This window comes from Nocardioides sp. (assembly GCF_024509035.1).
Taxonomy (GTDB): domain Bacteria; phylum Actinomycetota; class Actinomycetes; order Propionibacteriales; family Nocardioidaceae; genus Nocardioides.
Genome location: NZ_JANINT010000034.1, coordinates 1 through 25,221 on the forward strand (window position 1 = coordinate 1; position 25,221 = coordinate 25,221).

Genomic DNA, 25,221 nt, shown 5'->3' on the forward strand with positions numbered 1-25,221 from the left:
GTCCTCGGATCTCCCGTTGGTCGGGAGTGTCGCCGTCCCCGTCTCCCGAGGCTCCCGATGACCGGGAGCCCTGCCATGGGTCGGGTGGCCCGACGGCACTGTGCTCCCACCATTCCCGTTCAGGAGGATCCCGATGCACGAGGTCGTCAGACGAGCGAGGGCGATCGCGCCGCAGCTCGCGCAGCACGCCGCCGAGACAGAGGCCCTCGGCCGGCTCTCGGACGCGTCGGTCGCGCTGATCAAGGAAGCGGGAGTGATGCGGCTGCTGCAGCCCGTCGAGTACGGCGGCATGGCCGCACACCCCGTGGACTTCGCCGAGGCCGTGATGGAGGTCGCCCACGGGTGTGGCTCCTCCGGCTGGGTCTGTGGCGTCGGTGGCGTCCACCCCTGGGAGATGGCACTCATGGACCGCAAGCTCCAGGACGAGGTGTGGGGGAGCGACCAGGACACCTGGATCGCCTCTCCGTACATGCCCTCGGGGGTCGCCACCGAGGTCGACGGAGGCTTCGTCCTCAACGGGCGCTGGCAGTTCTCCTCGGGCACCGACCACTGCGACTGGGTGTTCCTCGGCGCGGTCGTCGGCGACAGGTCGGGCAAGCCGGTCAAGCCGTTCCGTGCGATGCACGTCGTCCTGCCTCGGGCGGACTACACGATCGTCGAGGACTCCTGGGACGTGATCGGGCTGCGCGGCACCGGCTCCAAGGACGTGATCGTCGACGGCGCCTTCATCCCGAGCTATCGCACCATCGGCACCGAGGAGGTGACCGAGGGCGAGCTCGCGGCCGCGCGTGCCCAGCGCACCGAGTCCGTCTACAAGCTGCCGTTCTGGACGATGTTCCCGCTCGGCATCACCTCGGCGGTCGTCGGGATCGCCGAGGGTGCCCTGCAGGCGCACCTGGACTACCAGCGAGACCGCGTGTCGGCATACGGCGGCAAGGTCCGCGAGGACACCTCCACGCTGAAGGCCATCGCCGAGTCCTCCACCGAGATCGCGGCCTCGCGCCTGCAGCTCCTCGACGGCATCAGCCGGATCTACGACAAGGTCGAGGCCGGCGAGCCTGTCACCTTCGCCGACCGGGCCTTCCAGCGGCGCAACCAGATCCGCGCCGCGTGGCGCGCCGTCGACGCCGTCGACGCGATCTTCGCGCGCTCCGGAGGCAACGCCGTGCGCCGCGACACCACCCTGCAGCGCTTCTGGCGCGACGCCCATGTCGGCCTGCAGCACGCCATCCACGCGAAGGGCACGGCGCTCGACGCCGCCGCCCTCATCGAAATGGGAGTCGAGCCCGAGGGCCCGCTCCGCGCCATGATCTGAAATCTTCGGGAGCTGCTTGATGACTGAGGTCCGTGCCCTCGGCTATGTCCGGATCCGCGCCACCGACATGGAGGCCTGGCGGACGTTCGCCACGGAGTCCATCGGGTTCGCCGTCGGCACCGGGCCGGAGGCCGATGCCCTCCACCTGCGCCTCGACGAGCGCCACGCGCGGCTCGTCATCGTCCCGGGCGACCACGACCGGGTCGAGGCGGTGGGCTGGGAGGTCGGTGACCACCTGGCTCTGCGCCGCGTCCGCGAGCAGGTCGTCGCGGCCGGCATCGAGGTCGCCGACCTCGACGCCCCGACCCTGGACGTGCGCCGGGTCGAGGCCGGGTTCGCGTTCACCGCTCCCGGCGGCACCCCCGTCGAGATCTTCCACGGGGCGCGCCTCGACCACAGCCCGGTCGCCACGCCGTACGGCAACCGCTTCGTGACGGAGGGCCTGGGGCTCGGCCACGTCGTGGTGCCTGTCGACGACCCCGACGCCGCACACGCGTTCTACTCGGAGGTGCTGGGCTTCCGGTCCCGCGGCGCGTTCGCCTTCCCCACGCCACCTGGCCGACCCACCGCGCGCATCCGCTTCATGGGTGTCAACCGCCGCCACCACAGCCTGGCGATCATGCCCTCGCCCAGCCTCCGCGCGCCCGCTCTGGTCCACATCATGGTGGAGTGCGAGACGCTCGACGAGGTGGGACGCGCACTCGACCGGGTCACCAAGGCCGGCTACCACCTGTCCTCGACGCTGGGCCGGCACACCAACGACAAGATGATCTCCTTCTACGTCCGCACCCCCGGAGGCTGGGACCTCGAGGTCGGGTGCGAGGGGCTGCTCGTCGACGAGGACAGCTACTCCGCCGAGGAGATCACCGCCGACTCCTACTGGGGCCACCAGTGGGACTTCAGCTGAGCCGCGCGCCAGCACTAGGAGGCCCCGCATGAGCGACGTCCGCACCATCGAGAACTCCGGCCTCCCGCAGCGGTTCGCGCGCGGGTGGCACTGCCTCGGCCTGGCCGACACGTTCCGGGACGGCAAGCCGCACGCCGTCGAGGCGTTCGGCACCAAGATCGTCGTCTGGGCGGACAGCCACGGCGACCTCAAGGCCCTCGATGGCTACTGCCGGCACATGGGCGGAGACCTGACCCAGGGCACGATCAAGGGCGACGACATCGCCTGCCCCTTCCACGACTGGCGCTGGGGCGCCAACGGTCGCTGCACGGCGATCCCGTACGCCAGGCGGGTGCCGATGCGGGCTCGGACGCGCACCTGGCAGCTGCGCGAGGTCAACCGCCAGCTCTTCGTCTGGCACGACCACGAGGGCAAGGAGCCCGACCAGGAGATCCCGGTCATCCCCGGCGCGGGAGACCCGGGCTGGTCGGACTGGACGTGGAACCAGATCCTCATCGAGGACTCCAACTGCCGGGAGATCGTCGACAACGTGGTCGACATGGCCCACTTCTTCTACGTCCACTACGCGTTCCCGACGTACTTCAAGAACGTGTTCGAGGGTGACGTCGCCGCTCAGTTCATGACGAGCACCAGCCGCCCCGACGTGCACCTCGGCACGAACTACTCCGGCGAGTCGGAGGGACGCTCCGAGGCGGCGTACTACGGCCCGTCCTACATGGTGAACTACCTGTGGCAGACCACCAAGGGCAAGACGATCGAGCTGGTCCTGATCAACTGTCACTACCCGGTCAGCCCGACCTCCTTCGTGCTCCAGTGGGGCGTCATCGTCAAGAAGCCCGAGGGGATGGCCGACGAGGTCGTCACCAAGGTGGCCGAGAGCTACACCAAGGGTGTCGAGACGGGCTTTCTGCAGGACATCGAGATCTGGCGCAACAAGGCCCGCATCGACAACCCCCTGCTCTGCGAGGAGGACGGCCCGGTCTACCAGCTGCGTCGCTGGTACGAGCAGTTCTACGTCGATCGCGCCGAGGTCACCGACGAGATGGTCGCGCGCTTCGAGTTCGAGATCGACACCGGACGGGCCAACGAGTACTGGCGCGCGGAGGTCGAGGAGAACCTGCGCGAGGGCCGTGCGGTCCTTTCCTGATCGTGACCGGTGGGGCCGTAACCCCGGCTGATCAGCCGCGTTATCGAAGTGGAATTGGTGGACCAAAGACATACATATCGGTCACCTAGGGCACGGATCCTGCCGATCCGCAGTCCCGCCGCGGCCTGAGGAGCGAGCTGTGAACCTTCCTGTACGTCGCGCTGCCGCAGCGCTGACCGCGTTGCTCGCCTTCGCGCTCGCCGCCTGTGGATCCGAGCTGGATCCGAACACCGTGGCCCAGGTCAACGGCACCGGAGGGTCGGTCGGGTCCGCGGCCGCGGGGGTCGATGCGCCGCAGGCAGCGGGGTCGGCACCGGCGGGCGGTCCCGCTGCAGCCCGTGGAGACACCCCGTCGGGCGGGAGCGGGCAGACCTCGACCGCCGGCGGTGGTGCCGGCGGCGACCTCGACGGGCAGGGCGACAACAGTGCGACCGGTGGGGGCAAGGCGGCGGGGTGTCAGGGGTTCAAGAACCAGACCGGGATCACGGACGACAAGATCGTGATCGCCAACGTGTCCGACATCAGTGGACCGGTCCCGGGCCTGTTCCAGTCCTCCCAGGACGCGGTGCGCGCCTATGTCGCGTACTTCAACCAGAACGCGGACATCTGCGGCCGCAAGCTGGAGGTCCTCAACCTGGACTCTCGCACCGATGCCGGGGCGGGCCAGCAGGCCTACACGCAGGCGTGCGACCAGGCGTTCGCGGCGGTGGGATCGATGAGTGGCTTCGACAGCGGTGGTGCCTCCGAGGCTGAGAAGTGCGGCCTCCCCGATCTCCGGGCGACCAGCGTCCTCCCGGAGCGCCAGCAGTGCACGACCTGCTTCGGCGCTCAGTCGGTGGACTCCACCACCTACCAGAACGCGGTCCCCGACCACATCCTGAAGAAGTACCCGGACGCCGCCAAGGCGGCAGCGATGGTCTACCTCAACGCCGGCGCGGCACCGCCCAACGCCGCCAACCAGGTGAAGGCGGACGAGCGCAGGGGGATGGACTTCGTCTACGTCCAAGGCATCGACGTCTCCGAGTTCAACTACGCGCCCTACGTGCAGCAGATGAAGGACAAGGGCGTGAAGTACGTCCAGTTCATCGGTCCCTACCAGAACTCGGTCAAGCTGGCTCAGGCGATGCAGCAGCAGGGGTTCAAGCCCGACGTCTTCGCACTGGACCCGACCGGCTACAGCCCCGACTACGTCCAGACCGGTGGGGCGGCGGTCGACGGGACGCGGGTCTTCATCAACATCGCGCTCTTCAACGACCCCAACAAGGAGGTCCAGCTCTACCAGGCGTGGCTGCAGCAGGTCCGGCCGGGCGCGGAGCCGTCCTACTTCGGCGCCTACTCGTGGTCGGCCGCGCGACTCTTCGTCGAGACCGCCCTCAAGCTGGGTGGCAAGCTGAGCCGCCAGAGCATGGTCCAGGAGATCTCGCGAGTCGACGACTGGACGGGCAACGGTCTGCACGCCCCGCAGCACGTCGGCGCCAAGAAGACCAGCGAGTGCTGGCGGTGGATCCGCCTCGACGGCTCGGCGTGGGTCCCGGACGGTCCGGTCGACTACACGTGCAACGGGGTCACCAGCGGGGCCTGACGCGGACGGTGCCGCCCGATCAGGCGCGCTCCGCCGCAGGCTCCGCCAGCAGCCCGCCCACGTACCTCTCGACCAGACCTGTCAGCTGCTCGCGCTGATCATCGCCCATCGGGTCCAAGATGCCGCTGAATCCCTGGAGCTGGGCCTCCAGCACGCGGCGCTCGAGCGTCCTGCCCCTGCGGGAGACCCGTACCAGGTTGCTCCGCCTGTCGAAGGCGTCGACGGCCCGGTCGACCAGGCCGAGGGAGCTGAGCTGGGTCAGTCGCCGGCTCGCCTGTGAGTGCTCTACGCCCATGCGGTCTGCGACCTCGGCGACTGACAGCGGCCCCTCCCGAGAGACGACGCGCAGGGTGAAGAACCCGAGTTGTCGGATCGGCGCGCGGAGCTGGACCAAGAGCTCGTCGAACCCACGGGACTGACCCACCCAGGCGATCAGCCCCACCACGGAGGAGACCAGCCTGCGGTGGGCGGGAGTTCCCTGCTCGCTCGGGCTGAGGTCGAGCCAGCGCTCCCGCGCCGCGGCCTGAGGCCTGTCGGGGAGCGCAGCGGCAAGACGGAGGTGCACCAGGTCGAACCACTCCGCCAGGCGTTCGACGTCACCCTCGGGCCACCCCTGGATCGGCGTCTCGTAGTCCGCCGACCACGCCAGCAACCATCGATCGAGCAGGTCGCGTCCCCGAGAGGTGAGCCGCACCAGGGTGCGACGACGGTCCTCCGGGTCCGAGGTGCGCTGCACGAGTCCGATCGCGGCGAGCTCGCGAGCGTGCCGGCTCGCCAGGGACAGGTCGATGGCCAGGGCACTCGCGACGGCGCTCACCGCGAGGGCGCCACGCCCGCTGAGGTACTCCAGGAACCGGATGTCGGCGTTGGGGAGGGCGACCCCCGTGCACCGCGAGAAGGTGTGGGCGTGGCGCCGGCTGCTCCCGGTGTAGGCCACCATGTTCACGAGCGCGAGCGTGGCGCGCTCGAGCGCCAGGTCGTCTCCTCGGTGAGGCGAGATCGCTGCCCCCTTCCCGCTTCGCATGGGTCAGAGCCAAGCAGACCATCCTCGGCGCCTCCCCGCTGGACTTCCGCGGAGCGGACTACTCCTCGATGCCGAGCAGACCGTTGTGAGCCCCCATGGTCGGCGCGGACCGGTGGCTCGGCCGGCACCGCGGCACGGCGATCCGTACGACGCCGTCGGCGGTCCCCACGACCCATCCGTCGTCTCGCCGCTCGACGGTGTGCGCACCCGGGCGACCCTGCGCAGCAGCCCGACACACGTCGTGCATGGACACGTCCAGCAGCGCACTGCACGGACCGGCGAGCAGCTCGACCGCCGCCGCTGCTGCTGTGACGCCGGTGAGGGGGTCGGCCAGGGCATCGCCGACCGGCCAGAGCTCAGGTGTGTGGAGGCCGGCGCCGAAGGCGACGTCGTCACCGAAGCCCACGGCATCGATGGCGCGGCCGCGAGCCGTGATGGACAACCAGGAGACCCCGCCGGCGACCAGCTCGTCGGCGTCCAGCCCCAGTCGGGCCAGGGCGCGCGGGCGGGAGGCCTCGATGACGAGGTCGGCTCGGGCGACGAGGTCGCGGAGGCCGCCCAGGTGTGCCGGGTCGTCGAAGTCGACGCTGACCGACCGGTGGCCCGCGTGCAGAAGATCGTAGAAGTCGCGCGCACCCCTGCGGGCGCCGTCGGGTCGGGTGCGGGACTCGACCTTCACCACCTCGGCTCCGCAGCGTGCGAGGAGGTGGGCGCACAACGGTCCCGCCCAGAGGCTGCTGAAGTCGACGACGAGCGGTCGTTCGCGCGGCTCTCGCGCCACGCCCGGCGTCTGGATGACGCCGGGCCGCTGCTGGGCGTCGTCCCCCTCCGCGGCCCGGACCTGGCCAGGGAGCCCGAGCAGGCGGACCCGGGCCTCGACCTCCTCGGACGGGACGGCGCCGGCCCACGCGGCGATCGTCGACCATGGATCCTGGTCGTCGACGTCTCCCTCCACCAAGGCCGGCAGCAGAGCAAGGTCGGTGTCGCGAGCGAGGGAGAGCCCGAGAGCCCCGTCGCTCGTCGCCACAGCGCGGAAGGTGCCGCCGCACGAGGCCGGAGCGTTGCGCCCGAGCCGCGCCGCGGCCGCCCGCTCACCGAGCAACCGCACGTCGGGCAGGTCCGCCTCGGGATGGACGGCGGCGATGCGTGCCAGGGCGTCGGCGACCGCGGACGCCGGCCGCCCGGGCGCAGCCATCGGCGGGTGGTCCGCCCTGCCGGTCAGCCACATCGCGCCGGAGGCGGCCCACAGGTCGAGCTCGTCCATCGCTCAGCGAGCCTGCCAGACGGGTTCCCGCTTCTCGACGAAGGCGCGCGCCCCTTCGCGAGCGTCCTCACTGCGCATCACCCGCGAGACCTCGGCCGCCGAACGCATCCACGGCTCGGTGTCGGCGGTCGAGCAGCCGTGCGTGATCGAGCGCGCGATCCGTTTGGTCGCCTGGACGGCCAGCGGCGCGTTGCGGCCGATCCGCTCGGCGAGCGCGAGTGCCTCGGGAAGCACCTGCTCGGCGGGCACGACCCGGTTGACCATGCCCAGCTCCAGCGCCCGGGCGGCGGAGATGCGCTCGCCGGTGAGCAGCAGCTCCATGGCCAGCGGCCGCGGGAGCTGGTCGGCGATCCGGAACGCCCCGCCACCTCCGGCGATGAGGCCGCGTCGGACCTCCGGAAGGGCGAACTCGGCGTGCTCGGCCGCGACGACCAGGTCGCAGGCGAGGACGATCTCCCAGCCGCCGCCGAGCGCCAGTCCGTTGACCGCCGCGATGACGGGCACGGAGATCTCGTGGCTGGCGACGCCGGCGAACCCCCACGGGTCGCGCACCGGGTCGGCGGTCGTGCGGTAGCCCCCCTCGGCGATGGCCCGCAGATCCGCGCCGGCGCAGAACGCCTTCTCGCCGGCGCCGGTGATGACGACCGCGCGGATCCCGGTGTCGGTCTCGGCCCGCTGCCACGCGTCCCCGAGCGCGTCCCAGGTGGCCTGGTCGATCGCGTTGCGGGCTTCCGGCCGGTCGATGGTGACCAGCAGGGTGTGGCCCCGCAGGTCGGTGGTCACGCCCACGAGTCGAACCCCCGTGCGTCGACCACGTCGGACAGCTCGGCCCGCGTGGTCCGGAAGGCGTTCACGGGGTCGGCCTCGTCGGCGTACCCGAAGCTGATCGCGCAGACCACGTGCCGCTGCGCGGAGAGACCGAAGAACTCCCGGACGAGCGGAGAGTAGGACGCGATCGCGGCCTGGGCGATCGTCGCCACCCCGGCGTCGGTGGCCGCCAGGGTGAAGTGCGAGAGCCAGGCACCGGCGTCGACCAGCGCGTAGGGGCCCAGGTCGCGATCCACGGTGAGCACGGCGACGTGGGGTGCGTCGAAGAACGTGAAGTTCCGCCAGGCCTGCTCGAACCGGGCGGCCTTGTCGTCACGCCCGATGCCGAGACTCGCGTAGAGCGCCAGCCCGGACTCGCGGCGCCGCGCGGCATGCACGCCCGTGTACGGTCCGGGCGCCGGGATGTCGTACGACGCCGTCGCCCCCGGGATCCGCTCGGCGAGGAACGCGCGCAGCGCGTCGGTCTGGGCGCCTGCCGTGACGTGCACCTGCCAGGGCTGCACGTTGCACCACGACGGCGCCCGCTGAGCGGTCGCGAGCAGCTCCCGGACGAGCGACGCCTCGACGGGACGGCCGGTGAAGGCTCGACAGCTGTGGCGGGTCTCCGCGGCTGCGGCGACCGAACGGGTGGGCAGCGGCGTCACGAGCAGCACCCTGCCTGGGCCGGTCCTCGCATGCGGCCGTGTTCCCGGTCAGCGGGTACGGCGCGGACAGGGGCCGTCGGCCTCGCTTGGCTGCCTGGACCGGGCGCGCACCGGCGCCCGCCGAGCAGGGGAGTGTCATGTCCAGGTTGGCAGGCAAGGTCGCGATCGTCACCGGAGGCGCGCAGGGCCAGGGGGACGCGATCGTCCGCGCGTTCCTGGCCGAGGGTGCTCGCGTGGAGATCGCTGACGTCGACGTCGAGCGCGGGGCCCCGCTGGCCGAGGAGCTCGCCGCGGTCCACGGCGACGACCGGGTCCACTTCACTCGACACGACGTCTCCGACGAGGCGTCCTGGAGCGCGTTGGTGCCGGCCGTCAACGAGCGGTTCGGACCGGTCAACGTGCTGGCCAACAATGCGGGCATCCTCCGCTTCGGAGCGGTGGACAAGATGCCCTTCGCCGAGGCTCAGCAGGTGTGGTCCGTCAACATCGGCGGCTGTTTCCTCGGCATGCAGGCGGTGGTCCCCACGATGAAGCGCCACGGCGGCGGGTCGATCATCAACGCCAGCTCGATCGAGGGCCTGGCCGGCATGGGCTTCGTCTCGGCCTACTGCGGCTCGAAGTGGGCCATCCGCGGGATGACGAAGGCTGCCGCGCACGAGCTGGGCCGACGTGGCATCCGGGTGAACTCCGTGCACCCCGGTATGATCGATACCCCCATGACGCGAGCGCACGGCGGGGACGAGGTGATGGCGCAGGGAGGCACGAAGGTCGCCCTGCGCCGGGTGGGGCTGCCGGCTGACATCGCACCGACCTACGTCTACCTCGCGAGCGACGAGTCGAGCTACGTGACGGGCGCCGAGATCGCTGTGGACGGCGGCGCCACGGCCACGCACGCCTTCGGAGGCTGAGCCGGGGCGCTCACCGGCTCGGGCTCAGGTCCAGCGCGATGTCGACGATCATGTCCTCCTGGCCTCCGACAAGCCGACGTCGACCGGCCTCGACGAGGATGGTGCGGACGTCGACGCCGAACCGCTCCGCCGCGGCCTCCGCGTGGCGGAGAAAGCTGGAGTAGACGCCGGCATAGCCGAGCGTGAGCGTCTCGCGGTCGACTCGAACCGGCCGGTCCTGGAGCGGGCGGACGAGGTCGTCGGCTGCGTCCTGCAGGGCGAACAGGTCGCAGCCGTGCTTCCAACCGTGGAGGTCGGCGACCGCGATGAAGGCCTCGATCGGGCAGTTGCCCGCTCCGGCTCCGTGGCCGGCCAGGGAGGCGTCGACCCGGATCGTTCCGGCCTCGACGGCAACGACCGAGTTCGCCACCGAGAGCGAGAGGTTCTCGTGCGCATGGATCCCGATCTCGGTCGCCGGGTCCAGCACGTCCCGGTAGGCCCGCACCCGGTTGCGGACGTCGGCCATCGTGAGTCGCCCGCCCGAGTCGGTCACGTAGACGCAGTGCGCGCCGTACGACTCCATGAGTGCTGCCTGCCGAGCGAGCTCCTGTGCCGGCGCCATGTGGCTCATCATCAGGAACCCGGCGACATCCAGGCCCATCTCGCGGGCGTTCTCGATGTGCTGGGCCGACACGTCCGCCTCGGTGCAGTGCGTGGCGATCCGCACCGACCGCACGCCCAGGTCGTGGGCGCGCTGCAGATCCTGGACGGTGCCGACTCCCGGGAGCAGGAGCGTGGTCAGTCGGGCTCGGCCGATGCTGTCGGCCGCGGCCTCGAGCCAGCTCCAGTCGCTGTGCGATCCGGGCCCGTAGTTGACGGATCCGCCCGAGAGGCCGTCCCCGTGGGCGACCTCGATGGCGTCGACGCCGGCGGCGTCCAGGGCGGCGACGATGCGAGCGACGTCCTGCGGCTGGATGCGGTGACGCATCGCGTGCATCCCGTCGCGCAGCGTGACGTCCTGGACGAAGATGCGCGTGGTCACGAGGGGGTCCTTCCCAGAGCGATCCGTTCGGCGACCTGGAGCGCGGCCGAGGTCATGATGTCGAGGTTGCCGGCGTAAGCGGGCAGGTAGTGCGCGGCGCCTTCGACCTCCAAGAAGACCGACACCTGGTGCGTCGGTCGCGGCCGGCCAGGGTGGGCCAGGAGCGTCTCGACCGGCTGGTCGGAGGAGATCGGGGAGACGAGCACCCGCTGCTTGAGGCGATATCCCGGCACGTAGGCGGCCACGTCGTCCACCATCTTCCCCACCGATGCTGTGATCTCAGCTTCCCGTCCCTCAGCGCCGTCGACCAGACAGAAGACCGTGTCTCGCATGATCAGCGGCGGTTCGGCCGGGTTGAGGATGATGATCGCCTTCCCCCGCTCGGCGCCGCCGACGGCCTGGATGGCGTGCGAGGTCGTGTCGGTGAACTCGTCGATGTTCGCCCGGGTCCCGGGGCCGGCCGAACGAGAGGAGATCGACGCGACGATCTCCGCATACGCCACCGGGACGACGCGGGAGACGGCGGCCACGATCGGGATGGTGGCCTGGCCCCCACACGTCACCATGTTCACGTTGGAGGAGTCGAGGTGGTCATCGATGTTCACGGCGGGTACGACGAAGGGTCCGATGGCAGCCGGCGTCAGGTCGATGATCCGCTTGCCGTGAGAACGAAGGACGCGGTCGTTGACGACATGGGCCTTCGCCGAGGTGGCGTCGAAGACGATCCCGATCTGCGCGAAGCCGTCCATCGCCATCAGGCCGGCCACGCCCTCGTGTGTCGTGGGCACGCCGAGACGCGCGGCCCGGGCCAGCCCGTCCGAGTCGGGGTCGATGCCGACCATCGCGCCCATCGACAGATACCGGGAGTGCCGGAGCACCTTGATCATCAGATCGGTCCCGATGTTGCCGGACCCGATGATGGCCACGGGGGTGCGGGGAGTGTCGGTCACGGCGTCACGGACCTTCCTGTTGGTCGAACACGAGGGTGATCGGGTCGAACCCGGACAGCTGGACCTCGACGTGATCACCTGGGCCGACGGCGAACATCGGACCGAGAGCCCCGGACAGCACGACCTGTCCGGCCCGGAGCGGCTCGCCGTACCGATGTGCCTGCTCGGCCAGCCACGCGAGAGCGGTGAGCGGGTCGCCCAGGCACGCGGCTCCGGTGCCGGTGGAGACCACGACGCCGTTGACGCGCATCTGCATCTCCACGGTGACCGGGTCGACCTCGGCGAGTGCACGTCGGGTGGTGCCGAGGACGAACAGTCCGCTGGACGCGTTGTCAGCCACGGTGTCGGCGAAGCTGATGTCCCAGCCGCTGATCCGGGAGTCGACGATCTCGACCGCGGCCACGGCGTAGGAGACGCATTTCCTGACGCGGTCAGCGTCGAAGGGCCCGTCCGTGAGGTCCTCGCCGAGGATGAAGGCGATCTCAGCCTCGACCTTCGGCTGCAACAGCCGTGCGGTGGGCACCAGGGGAGCGGTCGACACATCCATGCCGGCCAACAGGACCCCGAAGTCCGGCTGGTCCACGCCGAGCTGCTGCTGGACGGCGGTGCTCGTGGCGCCGATCTTGCGGCCGACGACGGTGTCCCCGGACTCGAGCGCACGCGAGATGAGGATCTCTTGGACCGCGTAGGCGCGGTCGAGGTCGTCGGGGCCGATCAGGTCGCGCACGGGCGCGCAGGGCACACCGCTCCGGGCCGCGGCCCAGAGCCGATCGGCGGCCGCGACCACCAGCGCCTCCGGACGGGTCGTCAGATCCACCGGTGCGCCGGTGGAGGAAGAGTTCACTGGTGGTCGGTCCTTCGGACGGGGAGCAACGGCACGCCGCCGGAGGTCGACAGCCCTCCGCGGCACTTCTCCGCCGATCTCACCGTGCAGACGCGGCGCGCCCTGCCGGGTTCCCGATGGGCGGGATCCCGAGCCGGGTCGTGCATCCTGGTTCCATGGCGCTCCACATCACTGGCGACGAGCACGCAGACCAGGTCCTGATCAATGACCCCTTTGCTGTTCTTGTTGGCATGATGCTCGACCAGCAGTACCCGATGGACAACGCCCTCGCATAGAGAGACCGCATCACGGTCCTGGGGAGTTGGGCAGGCGCGGAATCTATCCCTTTGCGGCGGCCTTCTTCTGCTGCTTGTACTCGCGCACCTTCAACAAGGAGTCGGCGTCAACCACGTCTGCGACCGAGCGGTAGCCCTCAAGGGCGTAATCGCCCGCCACGGCTTCCCAGCCCTCGGGCCGGATGCCGAGTTGCTTTGCGAGCAGAGCAACGAAGATCTGAGCCTTCTGCTTGCCGAAGCCCGGAAGTTCCAGAACGCGCTTGAACAGTTCCTTTCCGGTAGTGGGCTCGGTCCACAGCCGCGTCACGTCGCCGTCGTACTTGGTCTCCACCAATGCGGCCAACTCTTGAAGGCGGGCAGCCATTGATCCGGGGAACCGGTGGATCGCGGGCGTCTCGCTACACATCGCCTTGAACTCGTCTGGGTCGGCAGCGGCGATAGCGGCTGGATCGAGGTTGCCGAATCGACTGAGCACCTTCCAACCGCCGCGAAAGGCATGTTCCATGCCGTACTGCTGATCCAGCATCATCCCGGCGACCACGGCGAACGGGTACTCATCGAGCACGCGGTCGGCCTCTGGAAGATTGGCGATCTGAAAGCCCATGGGCGCATGGTCCCACGGCGCAGGGACTGAGGAGCGGAGTGGGCGGATGTCCGCCGTCCAGGCATGGGGCGGATCAGGGCGGATCAGGACGTAGAGGCTCGAACGGCGCGGGTGCCGTCGTCCGTGACGATCTGATTCAGCCAAACAGGCTTACCAGGCCCAACTGTTCGTCTTCGTATTTCAGAACCGCGCGGAGTCGGGTTCTGCGACCGTTGTTATTGAACTCGATCATTGTGGCGAAATTGGAGAAGTCCTTGTCCGAATTCCACACCAAGTTGTAGATGTAACTGCTCGCCAGTTTCTCTTGCAACTTCTTCGCGAGTTCTTCGGTCGGAAGATCGGTGAGTCCCACCTTGGCGAGGCTACCGCCCTTCTCTTTCGCCAGGTACTCGAGTTTCGCCTCTTCGACGAACATGGGTATGGACCGCGGATCCTTCCAAATGCCGGCCGCGGCGGCGAGCGAGAAATGCCCGTCATTGAAGGCGAAGGCTGGAACGATGGCTTCGATTTTATAGCATAGAAGGAGGTCGAAGTAGATGTCCTCGATGGAAACGAAGTCGTATCCAAAGTCTTCGAGCGGCCAGAAGGGCCCATTTTCATTGGCGTCGGGCTCAGAATCAAATGGGTGGCTGTTAATGAAGCGTCCGCCATACTTCACATACCTTGTTCCGATGCACGTCGACAGGATCGTCTTGATGACCCCTGCATAGGTGCAATCGACGTACCCCATTGCTCCGGGGGCGCCCTTTACTCCAGCGACCAGGGCGTTAAATGCCGAATCGCTTAGGTTTGTGACGTAAACAACATAGATCTGGTTGCTCATATAGATCTTGGGGCGACCCCAAATAACCGCCTCTTTGTCGAGCGCCGCGAAAAGGGTATCTAGATCTTTCCAGATGATGTCGCCAGACAGAATGCTGTGATTTCCCTTCCTGTTGAGGTGAGGGAGAACGGCCTCAGCGGCTTGCCCGCCGTACCAACCGTCCATCACGGCGGAATCGAACATCAGCGCGAGTTCTCGCTTGTCGACCTGGGGGGTAAGGGCGGTTCGCAGTTCGGCATACGGCACCCTGCGGTCCTTGAGTTGCGACGTCGCTGTCGCGAGCGCACTTGCAATCTCACGCCGAATGGTTTCTGGCGATTCGGCTGGGTTCTGGAAAGCCACATCCAGCATCGCGTTGTCGCGGGCTTCCAGAGTGTGAACCGACAACACGGTTGGCTTCCTCTTCTCTGGCGCCTGTTCGCGCCTCGTGGCGTAGTCCGCGGCGAGGGAGGGGGACTTACGGCCACCTCATCGGACCGATCTGAGGGGTGGGGGTGCAACCCCACCAGCGAACATTAGTGACCGGAGGTGGACAGCCGCTCCCAAATTGCCACGGTTTCAGGGTCGAAATGTGCGCGGTCATTGCCGGGGTCCGGCCTCTGCAGGGCGGCCGGATCGGTACTCCGGAGAGGCCGGTGAGGGTCGGCCGACCCGACCCGACCCTCACCGATGCTCTACGAGGCCGTCAGAAAGGCCCTGTGCGACCTCTACGCAGCATTGCCCACCCGCGTCGCCTTGGGCGTCAGATCGACCCTTCGACGCCGGTACTCGCCCCAGGGCGCGGCCGGGTTGCCGGGTGCCAGGGCGAACGAACCGAGCGGCGCGTAGTACCAGTCCTGTGCCCGCGCGACGACGCCGTTCGAGCGAAGGTGAGCGGCCTCCGGGCCGCTCAGTCGATACCGGTCGACGCTGGCGTGCGTCTCCTCGACAGCCATCTCAGGCGGCTCGAGACTCGTAGGTGAACGTGGCGCGATAGTTCTGCGCACCCGCGGCATAACCCTCGGTCGTGCTGACGTGCTCAAGGCGGGCTTCCTTCAGGGAACCGAGTCCGACGGTGACCGCCCCGGCGTCGTTCGTGGCGGCTTCGCTGAAGTAGGAGGCGAAGTCGTCGCGAAACACGTTGACCGTATTGACCGCTACCGTCACGACAGCCGTGCGTGTACCCGCGTCGTCAATCTCCTCGGTCACTGTCGGCTCGTGGCTGACGACCCGGAAGGCTCCGCGCGGTCCCGCGGTGAGAGTCCACGATCCCGGACCGTTCTCCCCGGACGTGTGCCGGTAGACCGCTGTGCTCGGATCGCGGTCAAACATCCGGTTGACCCAATGGAACATGGTGCTCGATGACGGGTCGACCTTGAGGATGACCGGCAAGGCGTCAACAACGCCGTCGACCCTCATGGTCAGCGCATCAATGACCAGGGCCTCGGGGTCAATGGCATTGCCGGTGTCAGCACCGGCAATCGTGCTCCAAGCCGACTCGTCGCCGACCTCGTTGGAGGCAACCGACAGGATCACCTTGCGCGTCTTCGCGCTCCGCTCAAGCGTTTCGACATTGACAGGTCGGTGCAGAGCGGCGCGCAGGTAGTAGGCCGTGACCTTGCCCGAGAGGACGCCGGTGTACGGGTTGACCTGAACGTCAGGATGCTGATGAAGGACGACTCCGACCGTGCCGGTCGGCACGTCATCGGACCAATCCTTCAAAGGTGCATTGGTGGCAATGACCTCCACGCCGGGGAGAAGCGCCTTGAACACGGGTGCGACCTCTTCAGCGAGGAGAACGTGATCGGGAACCAGCCGCGACCTCAGTGCCTTGGCCTGCCGTTCGTATGACTCCTTTCGGACCTGTGCCATCCGGTCCTTGCCCAGCGCGACGGCGTATTCGATGTCGGGAAGGTCTTCTCCCTTCCGCCATGCGGCCTCGACCTCGCTGACGGCGCCAATGCCGTCCTTGATGTCCTCTACCGTCTGGCGCAGCGCCGGAAGTGCGTCGGTGAAGCGAGCGAGGTCACTTCGGACCTTCTCAGCCTCGGACTGAATGCGCTCCTCGGCGGACGCAATCGCGTTCGCGAGGGTGCGCGGCTTGATCTTGGTACTAGTAGCCAAATTGGCTACCTCCTTTCAAATTGGTACTTCATTTTTTGGTCATTGGACAGCACGCACTGCTGCACGCCCTCGGGGCGTGCAGGTAGTTCTTGCTGATCAATGCCCTTTCGGCGGAAGCGCCGGAAGAATGGGTTGACAATGGGCCTGCCGCCGGCGGAAGCAGTTGGCCCTTCGCCGGGGGACCAGTTCATTGACCGCACTTGACCTTTGGGCTTTCAGCCCTTGGGCGGGCCTGCCGGCCCGCCTATAGAATTGAAGATCTTCTGAACTTACAAGCCGAGGGCTTAGGTCATTGAACTTGACCCGATTGGCCTACGGGATAAGAGGACGGCCTGACGGCCGTCCATTGCACTTGAGACTTCCTTGGAACATCTCCCCGGCGCATTGGGGCAATGCACAGCACGTACCGCACGGCGAGGGCGCGGGAGCGCCCCGCCATGCCGGTCATCGCTGCTCATTGAGGAGAGAGGATTTCAGTCTTTGTACTTATGTACATTATTGAGATGACGCGTCAGGCGGCATCAGCGAACAACTCGGATTCCTCGCCGTTAGCGGCAGCAGGGCGTTCTCCCGGCATGAGATAGAAGGTCGTGCTGGCAGCACGTCCCTTGCCGCGCGTTTCAACGCGAAGCCAACCACCCGCCACGAGCACCTGTACCCCGCGCTGAGTGAAAGCAATGTGCCGCCCAGACTTGTCTTGGACGCCAACGGCGTCCGCGAGTGAGCGCCACGGAATAGTCACCTTGGAATCGTCTTCACACAGGCGGGCCAATTGCAGACCAACAAGCCTCGCACTTCTCGGCATCTGTTGAATCACGTCCTGATGCCAAAGCGCCGCTTGCCCGTGCGGCGGGACATCTTCGGCGGAAGAGGCAACGCACATCGGAAGGCGCCGAGCCTGTCGCGTCTGGTACCTTCGCGCCGCCTTCTCGCCGAGGCTACTGATTGCGTTCACGCGATCGGGGCGACAGTGTTGGCCCGCTCGTAGTCCTCAACGTCGCAGAGGCGATAGCGGACCGATTCGCCTATCTTCATGAAGGCAGGGCCTGTGCCGGCGCATCGCATGTTGGCAAGTCGGCCCGTGCTGGTGCTCCAACGCTCGGCCAGGGCCGCTGCCTTGAGCATCACGTCATTGTTCTTGCTCTCGTTCAACATCGTTATCCTTTCAATTGGTTGTCTCCCATGTCAGGGCATGCAGTGGCCGCGCCCTTCAATGGGCGCTTGACATTGAATTGCCCGAATGAACTGGGCGCAGTCTCGGCAATCGCTTCGCTCGATTGACGTCCGGAGCGATATGTCCAGGTGGCGATTGCCGTCGGCTCAAACTCTAGCCGACCCGCGTTCCGTAATTCGTCCTGCCGATTTAGGCGCAGGGACTTCCTGCTATCTCAGACTGACAGAAACCTATCGGCTGCCCCTTCCGAGTTTCCGGTCTGCGCACGTTGACCCTGCTACTGGGGAAGTAGGCCCAGCCACCCTGCAATGGGGTAGGCGAGCGCGCCCCCGATCGCCGCAACGATGACGCCCTGGGCAACGACGACTAGTGACGTGACGATGAAGCCGGGTGTGCTTCTTGGTGGCAGTCCGGCTGCGTCACGAATCCGCGGTCCGAGGGTGAGGAACCAGGCGATGGCGCCGATGAGGCCCTTCTCCTTCTCGGCCTGCTCGTCGCGCATGTGCTCAAGCAGACCCACGCCCTGAAGGCACATCTGACTGAGCATTGTCGGGTTCAGCATCGGCGTGCGGTCGAGCATCGTTGACCACACTGCCACCGGGTTGATCGGGGTTGTCTCCCACGTGCCAGGAGGCTTGTAGTCCATGTAGATGCCCGCTGCTTCTAGGGCGTATGACGCCGCCCCAGTGAGGAGAGCCAACTTCGTGCAGAGGGCATCCGCGCGGGCCTCGTGCCCGCGTCGGGGCGCCAGGATCTGAAACGACGTGAGGTCTCCACGACCAACCGGTTCCAACTCAGGCAACAGTTCGTTGAACGTGTCGAGGAAGGCGCGAAGGTTGTTGGCCGCGCGCGCGTACTGCTCGGCTCGCATGGGCCGCACCGTATCGACCCCCGCGGCCCGTAGTCAGTTCCCACACTGTTAGCGCTGGCCCGCGTTGCTGCCCTCTGCAATGAGCCAACTGGCGAAGGCAGCAACGCCTGCGGGATCAGGGCTGTACGCAACGGGGTAGAACGGCAGCCGCTTGTATCCAGGGAACGCCTCTGCGATCCGCGAGTCCATCTCGTCGACTCGGTCCTCAGGGATGACGGACTCTAAGAAATAGCCACGGTTCACCGTCATCTGGCCGTCCTTGTAGAGGACGAAGATGCTGGTCTTCGTGGGCGACGATGGGTCGTAGGGATAGTCAAGAGACACAGAGGCCGAGCCGGGGTTGAACCGGAGGAAGCCTCTGTCCCGAGCCTCCCAATCGTTGAGGATCGCGGTTGCACTCGGTTGGAACGCCGATGCGCATTGTGAGACAAACGCATCCTTCGAGCCTGGGCTCCTCCCTCCCGGCGCCTGAGCGGCCTGAACCTCCACGAGCCAACGGTTAGGACTGGAGATGACGTTGAACGTCGGGACGTACGAAGCACCCACCTTGTTGATTCCAAGGCTGACCAGATAGACGGCAATGCCACCCTCGTCGACGCCCAGAGCCTCGAACGCCTTGTTGAGGTAGTCGGCGATGGCGACGAACTCTGACGCGTGGTCCTCGGCAACGACAACCAGAGCACGGCAATCGAGGGCAACGGCGTAGGCCAGTCCGCGCGTCAAGTGGTCGTGATCAACGCGCCGGTACTGGTTCTCGACTGCGATGTTCACGCCCGTCGCGGTGGTCATGAGGATGTCGAGGTAACGGTTGACTCCTGGCACCTGGGCTTCGATGGCGACCGTTGTGAGAGGCCCGAGGTCGAGGACGTCGCTCAACCAATCTGGATTCTCCGCCAGCCACGGGGTGAAGTCTCGCGCTTCGCCCGGCCAAACCGTCCGCACGTCGGCAGGCTCCGGACGCACGATGAGGTCCACTGGGCGAACTTCGGCCGTCATGACCCCCACTCTGCCTGAAAGAGGTTTCCCAACAGGCGATAACTGAACCGCGAACGGTGACGTGGCGCGTGCGAACGGTTCGGCGAGGTGCTCGAGACGGGGCGGGGGAGCGGTGCCTCGCATTGCGACCAGTTGCTCGCTCCGATCGGTCGGTGCCACAACAGGCAGTGGCGACCGCACTCAGAGCGTGTCTTGGGTGTCCTTCAACATTTCCAGTTCGAACGGAGTGAGTCGTCGTGGGGCATCGCCCAAATTGCGCAGGCGGTCCAGCACATCATCCAGATTCTGCGCCGTATCGAGGCCGAGCGTGCGCCGCAACTTCAACGTAGTGGCGGACGGCAGCCCGTACTCCTCTAGTACGGCAGTGAAGGGCGGTTGGAACAGGTTTTCGAGTTCGCCTGCAAACACGCCTGGATTCGTGGGGATCCGCCCAGAGTCAGCGAGGACGTCGGTCGCTAGCGCGCTGGCTGCTGTCAGCGCCGTGGGGATCTTGAATTGCGCCCAGTTCCTAGCGAAGTCAAGCGCATCTTCGATCGCCTCATTGACGTTGGTGCCACGACGTTCGATGTCCTGCCGTGCGAGGGCCGCCACGTCTCCGTCTTGAAAACGAAGCATGTTGACTCGTGCGCCCAACTGCGCTGCAGATCGCACAGTTCCGCTGGTTCCAGTCAGTCGGATCAGCAGTTCCCCTAGTTCGCGCATCTGGGGTGTCGTGGGGTACGCCGAAGACCAGTTCATGGCTGAGTACCACCGTTCGGGCTCAGCCGCGATCGCTTGAGCGGCCTCCAATTGCCTGCTCGGAGCGACACCCCGTTGGGCCTTGAGCGTCTCGACAGATACGAGGGTCTGGTCTAGATACGGCGCGATTCGCTCTCGACTCGCAGGAGTGAGTTCCTCGACTGGCAGTTGGAGGAGTACCTCGTCTGTCACTTGCGATGATTGCGATAGAACTGGGATGTCGACGTTGAGGTCGGCAGGTCGCGGTTCCGGATTGAATACGACGACGCGCCCGACGAAGTGCCGGAACATGCGACCGGAGCGTCCGCGAATGTTGCTGAACGTGAAGTAGTCGTACTTCCGCATTGCAATCGTGTGGTCGAGGACGACGACATTGCGGGCTGAGGTGTTGACTCCCTCGATGAGCGTGCTTGTGACAAGCAGAAACGGAAGCCGTCCTTCGTTGAACAGCCGCACGATGTGATGGCCAAGGGCACGCGGCAAGCGGCCGTGGTGGATGCCTATGCCGGCACGGAGGGCTTTCGCGACGATCCAGTCTGGGTGGTACGTGTCGCCGACCCAGTCGGCGGCATCATCCAAGTCCTCCCCACCGGATATGTCTCGGTCGAGCAGCCATTCCGCGACGTCACGAAGTCGCTTCGGGGAGCGGCAGTAGATGAGTGTCCCCGGACCAATGTCCCTGCACACCTGTGCAAGAGCGTCGGGGAGTTGGGCAGCCTTGACATTTATTCGCTCGACGTCGGTAGCGACGGTCGTGAAGCCAGTGCTCACGAAGGTGGCTCGAAGTTTCTGGCCGGATACCGCTTCCAGCGCGGTGATGTTCGGCCCCAGCAGGTAGAACTGCGCGTCTGATCGCAAGAGGAGGTCCAGGGCGATGTTCAGTTGACTGGAACGCTCATCGCTGTGCGCGGGATCCAACTTGTAGAACTCATCAATCACGAAGAAGTCGAGGCGTGGCATATCCCGCAACTCAAGTAGGCGTTCTTGAGTCATGACGATCAGATTCCTGTCCCCGAAGGACTGGGAACCGTGAGTGATGATCTTGTAGTCGGTCTTGAGGCGGGACAGTCGACGCCTGACCTCATCCATGAGCGCGATTGTTGGCACAATAACGGCCGCGTTCGTTATGTCCGCTGCATCAAGGAACGCGTCTACAACGAGGCTCTTGCCGAAACTGGTCGGCGCTGAGAGGACGACGTTCTCACCCGCAAGCAGGCGCTCGTAAACCATCGCCTGCTCGGAGTGAAAAACAATGTTTCGGCCCAACGCCCCGTCGGGTCGATGCGCCTCGTATGCCAGTCGATCAGCGGTCGGCAGTTCGAGAACATCCCTCAGGTAGGGAAACAAGCCGTGCTGGCGAACCAGTCCTTGGAGAAGACCCTGAAGCGACGGCGGCACGCTCTCGCGCTGATCCAGAACACGGATCAGGAGGTCGCGGGCGAGGTTGCTGTCATCGAACGCTGTCTGCCGGCCTAGCGCGGCCAAGACGTCAAAGGCATTTGTATGTCCCAGGTCGCCGGACAGAATGACGCGCCGCGCCTCGGCGAGTGTTACACCCACCCGAGGAGTTCCTGGTCCAGTGCCTCTTTCAGCGTCTCCTTGTTGTGCATTGGTAGCAGAAAGAGGCGAACCGAGACGGGCAGGTCGGCGTCCAGCCCGGACTTGAACTTCAGCCAAGCCCGTCGCACTTCGACTTCGAGCGCATCGCGGTACTCCGGGCACATGTGGTCGTGGGCAGCGGTGGCCGGACTGTCATAGGTCACGAACACCGGAACCACGATCCGGTCGAAAACCTCGTCGAGCGATGTGTTCGGGTGCATGAGGAGTCGTAGTTCGTCGCCGTGCGGGTGGCTGTCGTCAATCTTGTCCGCGATGATCGCAAACTCATTCCGGAGGTAGTCGACCTTGAAGTGATCTTCCAAGTCCGAGAGAACACGATCGAGGGCTTTGCTCACGCTCTTGTAGAACTTGGCCTCGCCAAGCCAGAGTTCGAGGTCGCCCGCCTCAGTGTGTACGTAGTGGACAGCGTCGAAGCCCTTGTAGGTGTCGTTGTCTGCCGTCTTGAAGTAGACCTTGTTGATGACTGTGTCCGAGCCGTAGAACTGACGACACACGGCGTGGAGCAGGATTTCTCCGGGCAAGCCTCGGTCATTGCCATTGCCGAACGTCGCCTTGACTGCGCGACGCATGGTGTCCATTGCCCGTCCACGAGTAAGGGGACCGCTCTCTCCCGGCCGTAGGGCAAAATCCAGCACCCAATCGATGATGTGCCTGGCTAGCGCATCTGCTCTCCAGGATCGCCGCTCGTACCCGACGGTGAGGGCCGAGATGGGCGGATCAATCGCTTGAATATCCAGGGCCAGGTCGAGGAGGGCGACCGGAAGGTCATTCGGATCGGGCGCACACGCGCACCCGTGCCCTCCGGGCGCGGGTGCGCTTCGAATGCTCATGTCGACCCCAGGTGGATAACAACGGTGTAACTATGATAACGGCTCTCGTGTCCAGTTTGTGTACTTGTGAGCCCACGCGGGGGAGTTTCGCGTGGCAAGCAGTCCATCCCCGCTCGCCGGCGGCTAGGCTCCGCGGCATGGGTGACCTGAACCTGCGTGAGCGGTTCGCCCTATTTCTCGCTTATCCGGAGAAATGCGTCTGGTGTGGTCGACCGATCACCTTCGCCACCTTCGAGGTTGAGCATCTCATCCCGCGCTCGCTGGAGGGGGATGAACGGGCCGAGGTTCTGAGGCTGCATGGGCTGCCGAAGACGTTCGATCTGGAGAGCGTGGAGAACCTCGCTCCCTCTTGTCGGGAATGCAACGGCAGGAAGGGCAAAAGACACCCGCCGCAAGCCCCGATCATCGCCATGTTGCTTGCGGATGCGGCACATAAGGCCCCAGGCATTCGGGCCGCTGCTGACGGCGCGATGACGAAGGCGAAGGTAGAGAACGCATTTGGGGTCATCCTGGCGGCCGCGGGTCATGACGAGGCCGGCCCGGCTCTGCTCGAGACTGTTCAAGCGGGCCTGGATGACGTCGCCGCGGAGGTCGATCGGATCCAAACGGTGTTGCGTCAGCACGATGCCGCCGCTGGTGGGAGTGGCTCGGAGGTCGAGGTCGCGCTGCATCCGGCGCTGTCATTGCTGTTCCAGTCGGGCCGTTGGAAGGCGAGCCAGCGTCTCTCTGACAACGTGGTGGTCGTCCATGACGGCCAGGGCCTCGGAGGATATGTCGGAACGTCCTGGGCGTTCGCGTGCCCGCACTGCGGGAGCCACGGGCCTTGGAATGGAACGTGTTGCATGACCTGCGGGATGATGAGTGACCCGACTGACTGATCGGCTCGCGGCAGGTTTGCGCTCGTCTGGGACGCCGCGACGTGGCGGCATGCGCGACTGCAGATCGAGTCGGAATCGTCCGCGGATGAGTTGTTCAATCATGACGCTCCGGCGAGCCACCTGCGCTGCGCGTCAGTTCGCAGATACTCAGCCGTGGGCGGTCACCGAAGGGCGCGCGTCGGCATCGCGTGGTGACGCACGGGCGATGTGCGGGCCTCCCGGGGACCGCTGACTGCTGCTTCGGATGACCGCCTCACCCGCGACCACGGCAGAACGGTCGTCCAGCCCAAGGGTCAATCGAGCCACGCGGAGGGGCCAGCGCGGCCTGCGTCGATCTGCGTCACCGCCCCTTGGGCTCCGGCTCATATGCCGTAATCCACTTCTCGGAGGTGCGCGGCTGTCCGTCGTCGTCGGAGAAGTGGAGACGCTGGCGGACCTTGACCACGATCTGGTTCCGAGCATTGAGCCGGTTGCCCGCGCCAGCGGGGCGAACGGCCACCTTGGTTAGTCGCTCAAGGACGTTGCGCTGTCCGGCGAGGTCGTCGTCACGGAACTCCTCAAGAGCGCGCGTCATGGCCTTCCGGTAGTCGGCATCCTCAGAGGGAGTCGTCGCCTTCTCGCGCAGGGTCTCGATCTTGAGGGCGAGGTCCGAGACGGCAGCCTCATATGCGTCCTCGCCAATGAGGCCACCGGTAAAGGATCGCGTGAGGACTTCCTGTCGCTTAGTCAGGGCCGCAATCTCGTCGCCAATGGCCTCCTCGGACTCCTCCGGCTCAACCTCAATGCCCAGCACGGAGCCGGGGAGGACGGTCTGAACCGTCGCCTCAAGGGCACGCTTCACGAGACTGTCGGCCTCCTCGCGGGGCACGGAGACGTGCCAGTCGCCACAGACGTAGGTCTCGCGGCCTCGCTTCACAGCGGCTCGCAGCGTGCCCTCACAGACAGAGCACGTCGCAATGCCAGTGAGCAGGTTCGCAGCCGTACGGCCCTGACGGCTCTTGCCGTTGTTCCTCTCCGGCGCATTGAGTTTCGCGTTCAGCAGGGTTGCCGTCGTCTCATCGAGGATCGGTTCCCACTGGCCCCGACCGAGCACGACACCATCGTGAACCACGAACCCAGCAAGGCGGGGGTTCGTCAGAACCCCCTTAACGCCACGGGGAGACCACGGCTTGTCGTCGCTCTTGTAGGGACTGGTGAGGCCCTTGGCAGCCCACTGGCGGCCAATCTCGGCGAGCGAAACGTCTCGGTCCAGCACGTCAGCGGCAGCCGCTCGAATGGCCTCTGCCTCCTCCTCAATGATCGAACCGTCCCGCTCATAGCCGAGCACCTTGACGCCAGCAAAGGGGCGACCCTCGGCGCGGCGCTGAGTGTGTTGGAGCCTCTGGCGAGCAGCCTTGCGCTCGACCTCCTGACGGGCCACTGCCGCCAGGATGCGAGCCACCATGCGACCCGTGTCATTGGTCAGGTCGATGTCGCCGGTAGCCGTGGCAACGGAGACGTTGTGCTTCTCGCAGAGCAGGATCAACTTCTCAAGGTCGGCCATGTTCCGGGTGAGCCGGTCGAGGTGGAAGGCGACCACCACGTCAACCTCTCCGGCCTCGATGAGCGCCAGGACTCGGAGCCATGCGGGACGTTCCTTCTCCGTGTACGCGGAGATAGACACGTCGGCCTCCGTGCCGACGTACTCCCAACGCTTGAACTCGATGAGCCTCTTACACTCGTCCTCTTGCCGCGCGTTGGACTTGCCTTCGCCGGTCCGGTCGAGACTGGCCCGCGTGTAGATCACTGCCCGCATGTTCGCTCCTCCGTGGCGGTCTCTCAAACCGTACACGTTGGAGCACGCGTTCCGTGGTCCGGCCAAGGTGCTCGACCGGT

23 protein-coding genes are annotated in these 25,221 nt (G+C 66.4%); 6 read left to right on the plus strand and 17 right to left on the minus strand.

The window, feature by feature from the left end; translation table 11 throughout:
• The first annotated feature begins 133 nt into the window (after positions 1-133).
• The 4 genes from Q0L15_RS03230 (at position 134) to Q0L15_RS03245 (ending at position 4,951) form a co-directional block, all read left to right on the plus strand.
• Positions 134-1,315, plus strand: a complete 1,182-nt coding sequence (locus Q0L15_RS03230; protein WP_296602207.1) for an acyl-CoA dehydrogenase family protein — start codon at positions 134-136, stop codon at positions 1,313-1,315.
• Between the two features lie 19 nt (positions 1,316-1,334).
• Positions 1,335-2,222 carry a VOC family protein gene (locus tag Q0L15_RS03235; RefSeq protein ID WP_296602208.1) on the plus strand — a complete coding sequence of 296 codons (888 nt, stop codon included), beginning with the start codon at positions 1,335-1,337 and terminating at the stop codon, positions 2,220-2,222.
• 28 nt (positions 2,223-2,250) lie between these two features.
• Positions 2,251-3,369, plus strand: a complete 1,119-nt coding sequence (locus Q0L15_RS03240) for a Rieske 2Fe-2S domain-containing protein (RefSeq protein WP_296602209.1) — start codon at positions 2,251-2,253, stop codon at positions 3,367-3,369.
• A 139-nt stretch (positions 3,370-3,508) separates the two neighbouring features.
• Complete coding sequence (locus tag Q0L15_RS03245) at positions 3,509-4,951, plus strand: ABC transporter substrate-binding protein (protein WP_296602212.1); 1,443 nt, start codon at positions 3,509-3,511, stop codon at positions 4,949-4,951.
• Between the two features lie 19 nt (positions 4,952-4,970).
• On the opposite strand, the gene Q0L15_RS03250 is transcribed toward Q0L15_RS03245, so the two are convergent.
• Genes Q0L15_RS03250 through Q0L15_RS03265 form a run of 4 tightly spaced genes read right to left on the minus strand, consistent with a single transcriptional unit; the run spans position 4,971 to position 8,711 of the window.
• Positions 4,971-5,975, minus strand: a complete 1,005-nt coding sequence (locus tag Q0L15_RS03250; RefSeq protein ID WP_296602214.1) for a MarR family transcriptional regulator — start codon at positions 5,973-5,975, stop codon at positions 4,971-4,973.
• Positions 5,976-6,033: 58 nt separating this feature from the next.
• Positions 6,034-7,239 carry a CoA transferase gene (locus Q0L15_RS03255; RefSeq protein ID WP_296602215.1) on the minus strand — a complete coding sequence of 402 codons (1,206 nt, stop codon included), beginning with the start codon at positions 7,237-7,239 and terminating at the stop codon, positions 6,034-6,036.
• Positions 7,240-7,242: 3 nt separating this feature from the next.
• Positions 7,243-8,022: an enoyl-CoA hydratase-related protein gene (locus Q0L15_RS03260; protein WP_296602217.1), complete on the minus strand. Its 780-nt coding sequence runs from the start codon at positions 8,020-8,022 to the stop codon at positions 7,243-7,245.
• Positions 8,019-8,711, minus strand: coding sequence for a nitroreductase (locus tag Q0L15_RS03265; protein ID WP_296602219.1), 693 nt, complete (start codon positions 8,709-8,711; stop codon positions 8,019-8,021). Before Q0L15_RS03265 ends, Q0L15_RS03260 begins: the two co-directional genes overlap by 4 nt.
• A gap of 137 nt (positions 8,712-8,848) precedes the next feature.
• Here Q0L15_RS03265 and Q0L15_RS03270 point away from each other — a divergent pair, with 137 nt between their 5' ends.
• Complete coding sequence (locus Q0L15_RS03270) at positions 8,849-9,619, plus strand: glucose 1-dehydrogenase (protein WP_296602220.1); 771 nt, start codon at positions 8,849-8,851, stop codon at positions 9,617-9,619.
• A gap of 10 nt (positions 9,620-9,629) precedes the next feature.
• Here Q0L15_RS03270 and dmpG read toward each other — a convergent pair whose 3' ends face one another.
• The 12 genes from dmpG to Q0L15_RS03330 all read right to left on the minus strand — a co-directional run bounded on the left by dmpG (position 9,630) and on the right by Q0L15_RS03330 (position 22,468).
• Positions 9,630-10,640 carry a 4-hydroxy-2-oxovalerate aldolase gene (dmpG, locus tag Q0L15_RS03275; protein WP_296602221.1) on the minus strand — a complete coding sequence of 337 codons (1,011 nt, stop codon included), beginning with the start codon at positions 10,638-10,640 and terminating at the stop codon, positions 9,630-9,632.
• The gene (locus tag Q0L15_RS03280) at positions 10,637-11,590 is read right to left on the minus strand and encodes an acetaldehyde dehydrogenase (acetylating) (protein WP_296602223.1); all 954 of its coding nucleotides are present in this window, start codon (positions 11,588-11,590) and stop codon (positions 10,637-10,639) included. The genes dmpG and Q0L15_RS03280 overlap by 4 nt, the downstream gene beginning before the upstream one ends.
• Positions 11,591-11,594: 4 nt before the next feature.
• Positions 11,595-12,407, minus strand: coding sequence for a fumarylacetoacetate hydrolase family protein (locus Q0L15_RS03285; protein ID WP_296602225.1), 813 nt, complete (start codon positions 12,405-12,407; stop codon positions 11,595-11,597).
• A gap of 345 nt (positions 12,408-12,752) precedes the next feature.
• Positions 12,753-13,313: an HhH-GPD-type base excision DNA repair protein gene (locus Q0L15_RS03290; protein WP_296602226.1), complete on the minus strand. Its 561-nt coding sequence runs from the start codon at positions 13,311-13,313 to the stop codon at positions 12,753-12,755.
• Positions 13,314-13,449: 136 nt separating this feature from the next.
• Positions 13,450-14,526: a hypothetical protein gene (locus tag Q0L15_RS03295; RefSeq protein ID WP_296602227.1), complete on the minus strand. Its 1,077-nt coding sequence runs from the start codon at positions 14,524-14,526 to the stop codon at positions 13,450-13,452.
• 317 nt (positions 14,527-14,843) lie between these two features.
• Positions 14,844-15,071 (minus strand): hypothetical protein, encoded by a 228-nt coding sequence (locus tag Q0L15_RS03300; RefSeq protein ID WP_296602228.1) that lies wholly within the window; start codon positions 15,069-15,071, stop codon positions 14,844-14,846.
• A gap of 1 nt (position 15,072) precedes the next feature.
• The gene (locus Q0L15_RS03305) at positions 15,073-16,239 is read right to left on the minus strand and encodes a hypothetical protein (protein WP_296602230.1); all 1,167 of its coding nucleotides are present in this window, start codon (positions 16,237-16,239) and stop codon (positions 15,073-15,075) included.
• 951 nt (positions 16,240-17,190) lie between these two features.
• The gene (locus tag Q0L15_RS03310; protein ID WP_296602231.1) at positions 17,191-17,394 is read right to left on the minus strand and encodes a hypothetical protein; all 204 of its coding nucleotides are present in this window, start codon (positions 17,392-17,394) and stop codon (positions 17,191-17,193) included.
• Between the two features lie 296 nt (positions 17,395-17,690).
• A complete protein-coding gene (locus Q0L15_RS03315; RefSeq protein WP_296602233.1) occupies positions 17,691-18,284 on the minus strand; it encodes a hypothetical protein in 594 nt (197 codons plus the stop codon).
• A gap of 48 nt (positions 18,285-18,332) precedes the next feature.
• Complete coding sequence (locus Q0L15_RS03320) at positions 18,333-19,259, minus strand: hypothetical protein (protein WP_296602234.1); 927 nt, start codon at positions 19,257-19,259, stop codon at positions 18,333-18,335.
• 201 nt (positions 19,260-19,460) lie between these two features.
• On the minus strand, positions 19,461-21,578 hold the full coding sequence (locus Q0L15_RS03325) for a DEAD/DEAH box helicase (RefSeq protein WP_296602235.1): 2,118 nt from the start codon (positions 21,576-21,578) through the stop codon (positions 19,461-19,463).
• Positions 21,569-22,468, minus strand: a complete 900-nt coding sequence (locus Q0L15_RS03330; protein ID WP_296602236.1) for a DUF1837 domain-containing protein — start codon at positions 22,466-22,468, stop codon at positions 21,569-21,571. Before Q0L15_RS03330 ends, Q0L15_RS03325 begins: the two co-directional genes overlap by 10 nt.
• A gap of 137 nt (positions 22,469-22,605) precedes the next feature.
• Between Q0L15_RS03330 and Q0L15_RS03335 the strand changes: the two genes are divergently transcribed.
• Complete coding sequence (locus Q0L15_RS03335; RefSeq protein WP_296602238.1) at positions 22,606-23,346, plus strand: HNH endonuclease; 741 nt, start codon at positions 22,606-22,608, stop codon at positions 23,344-23,346.
• 340 nt (positions 23,347-23,686) lie between these two features.
• On the opposite strand, the gene Q0L15_RS03340 is transcribed toward Q0L15_RS03335, so the two are convergent.
• On the minus strand, positions 23,687-25,141 hold the full coding sequence (locus Q0L15_RS03340; RefSeq protein WP_296602239.1) for a recombinase family protein: 1,455 nt from the start codon (positions 25,139-25,141) through the stop codon (positions 23,687-23,689).
• Positions 25,142-25,221: the final 80 nt, after the last annotated feature.

What these genes read in the sequence shown, in the direction of transcription:
- Q0L15_RS03230 (WP_296602207.1), top strand. Translation starts at nt 134, where the DNA reads ATGCACGAGGTCGTCAGACGAGCGAGGGCGATCGCGCCGCAGCTCGCG.
- Q0L15_RS03235 (WP_296602208.1), top strand. Translation starts at nt 1,335, where the DNA reads ATGACTGAGGTCCGTGCCCTCGGCTATGTCCGGATCCGCGCCACCGAC.
- Q0L15_RS03240 (WP_296602209.1), top strand. Translation starts at nt 2,251, where the DNA reads ATGAGCGACGTCCGCACCATCGAGAACTCCGGCCTCCCGCAGCGGTTC.
- Q0L15_RS03250 (WP_296602214.1), bottom strand. Translation starts at nt 5,975, where the DNA reads ATGCGAAGCGGGAAGGGGGCAGCGATCTCGCCTCACCGAGGAGACGAC.
- Q0L15_RS03255 (WP_296602215.1), bottom strand. Translation starts at nt 7,239, where the DNA reads ATGGACGAGCTCGACCTGTGGGCCGCCTCCGGCGCGATGTGGCTGACC.
- Q0L15_RS03270 (WP_296602220.1), top strand. Translation starts at nt 8,849, where the DNA reads ATGTCCAGGTTGGCAGGCAAGGTCGCGATCGTCACCGGAGGCGCGCAG.
- Q0L15_RS03290 (WP_296602226.1), bottom strand. Translation starts at nt 13,313, where the DNA reads ATGGGCTTTCAGATCGCCAATCTTCCAGAGGCCGACCGCGTGCTCGAT.
- Q0L15_RS03300 (WP_296602228.1), bottom strand. Translation starts at nt 15,071, where the DNA reads ATGGCTGTCGAGGAGACGCACGCCAGCGTCGACCGGTATCGACTGAGC.
- Q0L15_RS03310 (WP_296602231.1), bottom strand. Translation starts at nt 17,394, where the DNA reads ATGTTGAACGAGAGCAAGAACAATGACGTGATGCTCAAGGCAGCGGCC.
- Q0L15_RS03315 (WP_296602233.1), bottom strand. Translation starts at nt 18,284, where the DNA reads ATGCGAGCCGAGCAGTACGCGCGCGCGGCCAACAACCTTCGCGCCTTC.
- Q0L15_RS03330 (WP_296602236.1), bottom strand. Translation starts at nt 22,468, where the DNA reads ATGAGCATTCGAAGCGCACCCGCGCCCGGAGGGCACGGGTGCGCGTGT.
- Q0L15_RS03335 (WP_296602238.1), top strand. Translation starts at nt 22,606, where the DNA reads ATGGGTGACCTGAACCTGCGTGAGCGGTTCGCCCTATTTCTCGCTTAT.
- Q0L15_RS03340 (WP_296602239.1), bottom strand. Translation starts at nt 25,141, where the DNA reads ATGCGGGCAGTGATCTACACGCGGGCCAGTCTCGACCGGACCGGCGAA.